8 protein-coding genes are annotated in these 5202 nt (G+C 37.2%); 2 read left to right on the top strand and 6 right to left on the bottom strand.

Annotation, left to right across the window (positions count from 1 at the left end):
- Positions 1-414 precede the first annotated feature (414 nt).
- The 6 genes from FTU55_RS14475 to FTU55_RS14450 form a co-directional block, all read right to left on the bottom strand.
- The gene (locus FTU55_RS14475) at positions 415-1224 is read right to left on the bottom strand and encodes a hypothetical protein (RefSeq protein WP_108091266.1); all 810 of its coding nucleotides are present in this window, start codon (positions 1222-1224) and stop codon (positions 415-417) included.
- A 127-nt stretch (positions 1225-1351) separates the two neighbouring features.
- Positions 1352-1567, bottom strand: coding sequence for a hypothetical protein (locus FTU55_RS14470; RefSeq protein ID WP_042087985.1), 216 nt, complete (start codon positions 1565-1567; stop codon positions 1352-1354).
- A complete protein-coding gene (locus FTU55_RS14465) occupies positions 1557-1853 on the bottom strand; it encodes a BrnT family toxin (RefSeq protein ID WP_042087986.1) in 297 nt (98 codons plus the stop codon). The genes FTU55_RS14470 and FTU55_RS14465 overlap by 11 nt, the downstream gene beginning before the upstream one ends.
- 70 nt (positions 1854-1923) lie before the next feature.
- Positions 1924-2424, bottom strand: coding sequence for a hypothetical protein (locus FTU55_RS14460; RefSeq protein ID WP_068550831.1), 501 nt, complete (start codon positions 2422-2424; stop codon positions 1924-1926).
- Complete coding sequence (locus FTU55_RS14455; protein WP_119065094.1) at positions 2421-3350, bottom strand: MobA/MobL family protein; 930 nt, start codon at positions 3348-3350, stop codon at positions 2421-2423. Before FTU55_RS14455 ends, FTU55_RS14460 begins: the two co-directional genes overlap by 4 nt.
- Positions 3350-3505 carry a hypothetical protein gene (locus FTU55_RS14450; protein WP_002061201.1) on the bottom strand — a complete coding sequence of 52 codons (156 nt, stop codon included), beginning with the start codon at positions 3503-3505 and terminating at the stop codon, positions 3350-3352. Before FTU55_RS14450 ends, FTU55_RS14455 begins: the two co-directional genes overlap by 1 nt.
- 279 nt (positions 3506-3784) lie before the next feature.
- Here FTU55_RS14450 and FTU55_RS14445 point away from each other — a divergent pair, with 279 nt between their 5' ends.
- Together FTU55_RS14445 and FTU55_RS14440 are read left to right on the top strand one after the other, a co-directional pair.
- A complete protein-coding gene (locus FTU55_RS14445; protein WP_108091264.1) occupies positions 3785-4201 on the top strand; it encodes a conjugal transfer protein TraD in 417 nt (138 codons plus the stop codon).
- 75 nt (positions 4202-4276) lie between these two features.
- Positions 4277-4696 (top strand): hypothetical protein, encoded by a 420-nt coding sequence (locus FTU55_RS14440; RefSeq protein ID WP_133175294.1) that lies wholly within the window; start codon positions 4277-4279, stop codon positions 4694-4696.
- The last annotated feature ends 506 nt before the right edge of the window (positions 4697-5202 follow it).

The following is a 5202-nucleotide window of genomic DNA, read 5'->3' as shown; positions in this document are numbered from 1 at the left end:
ACCTATACAGCTACTCTTAACGCTCCGCTTTTGTGAGATTCCCCTGTAGCGGTTTAGCCTTTCGACTATCGCTACGTTGCACCAGTGACACTTATTCCCTCCACATGCAACGCATGCCAATCCCTAAAACGGACACGCAGAAGCAGGCAAAGCTCGATCTATGATGCTTATTTGATGATTTAAAACACGGATTAACGAAGACTTATCATTTTGAGACTTGATCTAAACACTGTTTATTGTGAAAATAGAGTTCAGGTACCAGCCTTTGGTGAAATCATAACGGTCGCCAAACCTTATGATCTTCGTTATTCGATGGGTTAACATCAAATAACTGCGTACCGTAGAATTTACTGGAAAACCCCTCTAAGTTGCAAGGCTTAGGGGGGATTTTCTTTATAATTTACAATTACAAATTTACTTATCCTTATTTAAAGCAAATTTTCGCTTCTTAATCACAGTAATTGACTTTTCTTGTGAAGCTATATTTTGCTGAATAGCTACCTGCTTCATTTTTACTGGTAAAGTAATCTTTTCATCAGATTTGGGGCTAGATTCTTTAGGCTTTGAATCTGTTGGCTTTTGCAAAGTTGCTTCTTTATTTTTAATTTTTATATAAATTTTATGTACGACCGTATTGTGTTCTTTGATCTCCTTATTTTTACTCTTTATTTTTTTATATTGTTCTTTAAAGGGCGTTATAAAATTCTTAACCGTTGATAGCAGTACAGCTTCATCAGAGTGTATATCTGCTAATGTCTTTGGTGTTTCACTTTGTACAAAATCAATAAAATGTAAGGGAAATTTTTCAATAATCTCTGGAGTAGCAAAACTAACAAAATGATATCCGTGATAAGAAATTACAGCGTAATTTGTATCCTGTTTAATCGGATGTTTGATATATCCCTTTACTGTCGCTTCTCCTTGATCCAATAGCTTTTTTAGATAGAAATCCTTGATATGATTCTCTAAAACTCTACTTTTTCTATAAAAATTAATCTTATTGTTAATCTCTTCTCGCTCTTCTATTTCATCAACAATATCTAACTTATGACTAAATTCAACAAATTGAGCATGATGATATTCAGCAAGTTTAGAAGTCCAAATTAAGATTTGTCCAAGATTATCAGGCTTAATAATCTCAATATCGTTGAAATCAAGTTTTTTTATTAGTGCAAGTTCTTCATGCTTGAACTCTTTTCTTTCCAAACTTGAATGTTTCAACATAACAACTTCCTTAACCACGGCGTATCCTTCAAAAATTATAAAGTAAAAGCTCATTTGGTATGAATACCAAATGAGCTTTCTAATTAATCAATCAAACATTAAAACAAAAAAGGGAGGTCATACCTAATTAAGTACGTTTCAATGCCATAATATGGCGAACCATATCGTTAATATGTTGTTTTGTTTCATTATCTTGTGAACCTAACCATGTCACCACATCAGCATCAAAAGCCTTTGCTTGAGCGATGGCGTGACGTTCCTGTAATTTTTTCACAAAACTAGGTTTAACCAATGGGGCATTGGTAGGATCAAAATTTTTATAGCGTTCTAATTCATTTTGCATTGCTGTACCTCCGCTTTTGGTGATGTGATGGTTCAAATGCAGTGATTATTCTCGCAACATCTCCACGTTCAACCCAAACCACTGTTAATAGTCTACCACGATTGCTTAAACCGACTGATATTAGTCGTTGTTCGTCATAGTGTCCTACATCATCAAAAGACATCAATGCAGGATCAAGGAAAATACTACAGACTTCTTCGAACGTAATTTCACGCCCTCTGTAGACTAAATCCATTTTTTGGTCATGCCATTCAAATAACAAGCCGTAATATTCAATCAATGGCATGATTACCCCTTTTCCTCTCGTAGAATTGAAATTAAGTAAGAATTTTCTTTTAGCATAAGAAATATTCTTATTATTTTGGGTCTATGACACAAAAATCGCCATTTTTTCCATATCCGCACTGCTTTTTCATCACTCGGACACACGGTTTAGATTCTCCATCAACTTTACAACTTCCAATATCAAACTGGATGCCTTGCTGTCTCAGGCTCTCGATCTGCGGGATATTGCCTAAAGGTTTGATATAAACACTAAACAGCCAAATGATACCAAGCATCAGAATGGCAAAGATGCCTAGAACAATGGTAATGAGCTTCCATGACAACTGATCACGGGCTGATTCAATTGAATTATTCAAGCGTCCAAGTGCTTTAGCGGTCTTAATAAGCTCCGCTGTACCCTCCTGTAAGCCCGTATTTAGCGATTTTGATACAGTATGGTGGGTCTGCCCAGCAATAGTGCTTTGAATGTGTTCTTTCGTGATTTGAAGCTCTTTAACGGCCTGATTGACGAGGTTCTGCTGTTGTTCTGCAACTGCCATTAGTGCATATAGCTTTTTTTCATCAGGTGTCATCGGCTCATCCCTCTAAACTTCATTGTTTTCTGTTGCTCTCTTTCTAATTTCTGCTGTTGTTTGTACTGTTCCAAAGCAAGCTGTTTAAAGCTGTCAAAATCAGCCTTAAAGCTCTCAATACCCTGTTTAATTTCTTTGTCTGAAATTGGGCTGTTTTTGAGGTCTTTCAGGTCTTGTTTCGGGTCGCCTAAGTCTAGTCGCTCAAGCTCTTTATAGGCTGTACGTGATTGTTGTAGGGCTTCCCTAATTTCAGGGTCTTTGGCTTGGCTTGGTAACAGTTTCTTTTCGGGTTCTTTCTCTATGCCTTGCTCTTTGTAGCTTCGCATATCAATACGGCTATCAATTTGATGTTTTTCTAAATGGCTGTTGCATAAATCCGCCCATCTTTGGCGTAGGTCTTTAATATCAATTTTTCGTTCCTGGTAACTCTTGCCTGTATTGTCTTTTTTAGCTCCGCCACGTTCAGGATTTTTGCTGTTATAGCGTTTGAAATATTGCTCTGGATCTCGTTCGATTCCATCTTGCAGACGTTCATTAAACATGAGATGCACGTGGGGCTGATCGTTGCCGTCCATTGCTTTAGGGTTATGAATCGCAAACTGATATGGATATTTTGAGCCAATCTCGGACTGAATGAACTCCTCAACCAGTTCTAGACGTTGTTTGGCATTCATCTCTCTAGGCAGGGCAATTTCATATTCTCGATAGGTACTGCCATTTTTGCGCTCGTAAAGGTCGGCTGCTTCCCAAAAGGTAATCGGATTATGTTCAGCCCATTTCGGCATATTCCCATAGGCACTATGTTCAAGGTCGGTTTCTGCCTGTTCTTGTTTCAGCTTTTTTTCTTCATCCCGATCAATATATTCGGCATGCGGTGCTGCTTTACCTGCCTTACCGACTTTGACACTTAAACGAGCAATCGCCATTAGGTCTTATCCTGTTCCTTTTTTCGGTTACGTTCTTTTTTAAACGCTCTTTGATCAAGTATCGAAGCCCACATCATAATGATGATAATTAGCGGTGCTGCGATCACGCCAAAACTAATATCTTTGATTTTTCCCAATACCTGTTTTAGTTGCATGCTGTTGCTCCTAGCTTTGGTACTTCTTTTTTTCATTCAATTTTCAATTGAACGAAAAAAAGAAGTTTCAGGGTTTTAGGGATGAAGTCCCTAACGTGCTTAGGTTTCTCAATGAAATTGAGAAACGTCTAAGCGCGCCATCAATTTTTTGATGGAAGTACAGGCGACAATCTCTAGAACGACTTTAACAAAATTGCGTACCTTGGACGTAATTATTTTGTTATCGTTCTTTGAGTATTGAGCCTGTGCTTTTGCGGTATATGAATTAAGGAATTGAATATGAATAATGATTGGCTGTCTGAAAAAATTACCTACATTTCTGCTTTAAAGAATCCCAGTGATGCACAAAAGCTTTTATTAGAATTAGCTCAAATCCAATACCGTACTCCCGACCAAGAGAAAAAATTGAATGCCTTGATCAAAGCTGAAAAAGCCATAGATCGAGCGAATAAACAGAAGATAGCAGTTAGAAAATTACTGAATGCAGAAAAGGAAGCTGAACGAAAAGCTCGTACACGTCATCTCATTCAATTAGGCGCACTTTTTGAAATTGCTAACCTTGATCAGCGTGACCCAGCCGAATTACTTGGAATTCTGCTTAAAACTGCTGAAATAGACCCAAATGATATGAAATGGCAAATTTGGAAGGATTTAGGATTAGAAGTTCTCAAACAACGTAAAAATAATTCAAATTAATTATAAGCTAAGCTAGATCAGCAATAAATTAAGTTATGATTTAACAAATCATTATGAGATTTCATAGGACAATTAATGAAAAAGTTTATCTTAGGACTCTGTCTATCTTTACCAATTCTCTCTCATGCAGCACCTAAATGGGAACTTGCTAATGTATTCATCACAAACAAAGATAAAGGTGAGATTTCTAAAATATATGTAGACAAAAATTCAATCAAAACAGCACCAAATAATAATGATATTAGATATTTTTCTATAAAAGAAGTTCACTCAAATCCTAAAAATAATGTAGTGAAAAATAATTTAGCGATTGAATGTTCACAAGGTCTTTTCTTGAGCCCATTTACTAATCAATGGGAACCTATTTTTCAAAGAGGCTATATTATTGGTACTCTAAAAACCTATGAATATTATAGCTATACAACTGTTTGCGATGATGTCAGAGGAAAATATTCTAATAACATTATTATTAATACAAACAGAATTGGATTTTAATAATAGCCTAAGCAGAACAAGCTTCTCAAAAGCTCTTCTATAAAAATATAAAAACCTATAAAAGCAAAAGCACATGCTCTCAACTTCTCAACTCGTTACCCAAGCGTCGCACTTCGTGCTTTGGCTTTGGTGAACGGTTGAGAGAGTTTCGGCAATACTCTCCCTAAAGGCGGTCATTTAAAAAAATGACACATCCTTTAAGTATTGCCGATTTACCGCATATTCTTTTGGCTTCGGAGCCACGTATATCGGTCGTATCCGCACATAGCTTTGCAGACTATGCAGACAAGGACTAAAGGTCTTGCACCTTCTCCCACGCGCTCCCTGTCGAAGTATGGCGGTATCTCTGCGAGGGTTTCCCCAACATGCAACTTAACCAACCTATACAGCTACTCTTAACGCTCCGCTTTTGTGAGATTCCCCTGTAGCGGTTTAGCCTTTCGACTATCGCTACGTTGCACCAGTGACACTTATTCCCTCCACATGCAACGCATGCCAATCCCTAA

The organism is Acinetobacter sp. YH12117 (assembly GCF_013418865.1).
GTDB classification, from domain to species: Bacteria; Pseudomonadota; Gammaproteobacteria; order Pseudomonadales; family Moraxellaceae; genus Acinetobacter; species Acinetobacter indicus.
The sequence above is the reverse complement of the archived record's forward strand: the minus strand, read 5'-3'. Positions and strand labels throughout refer to the sequence as shown.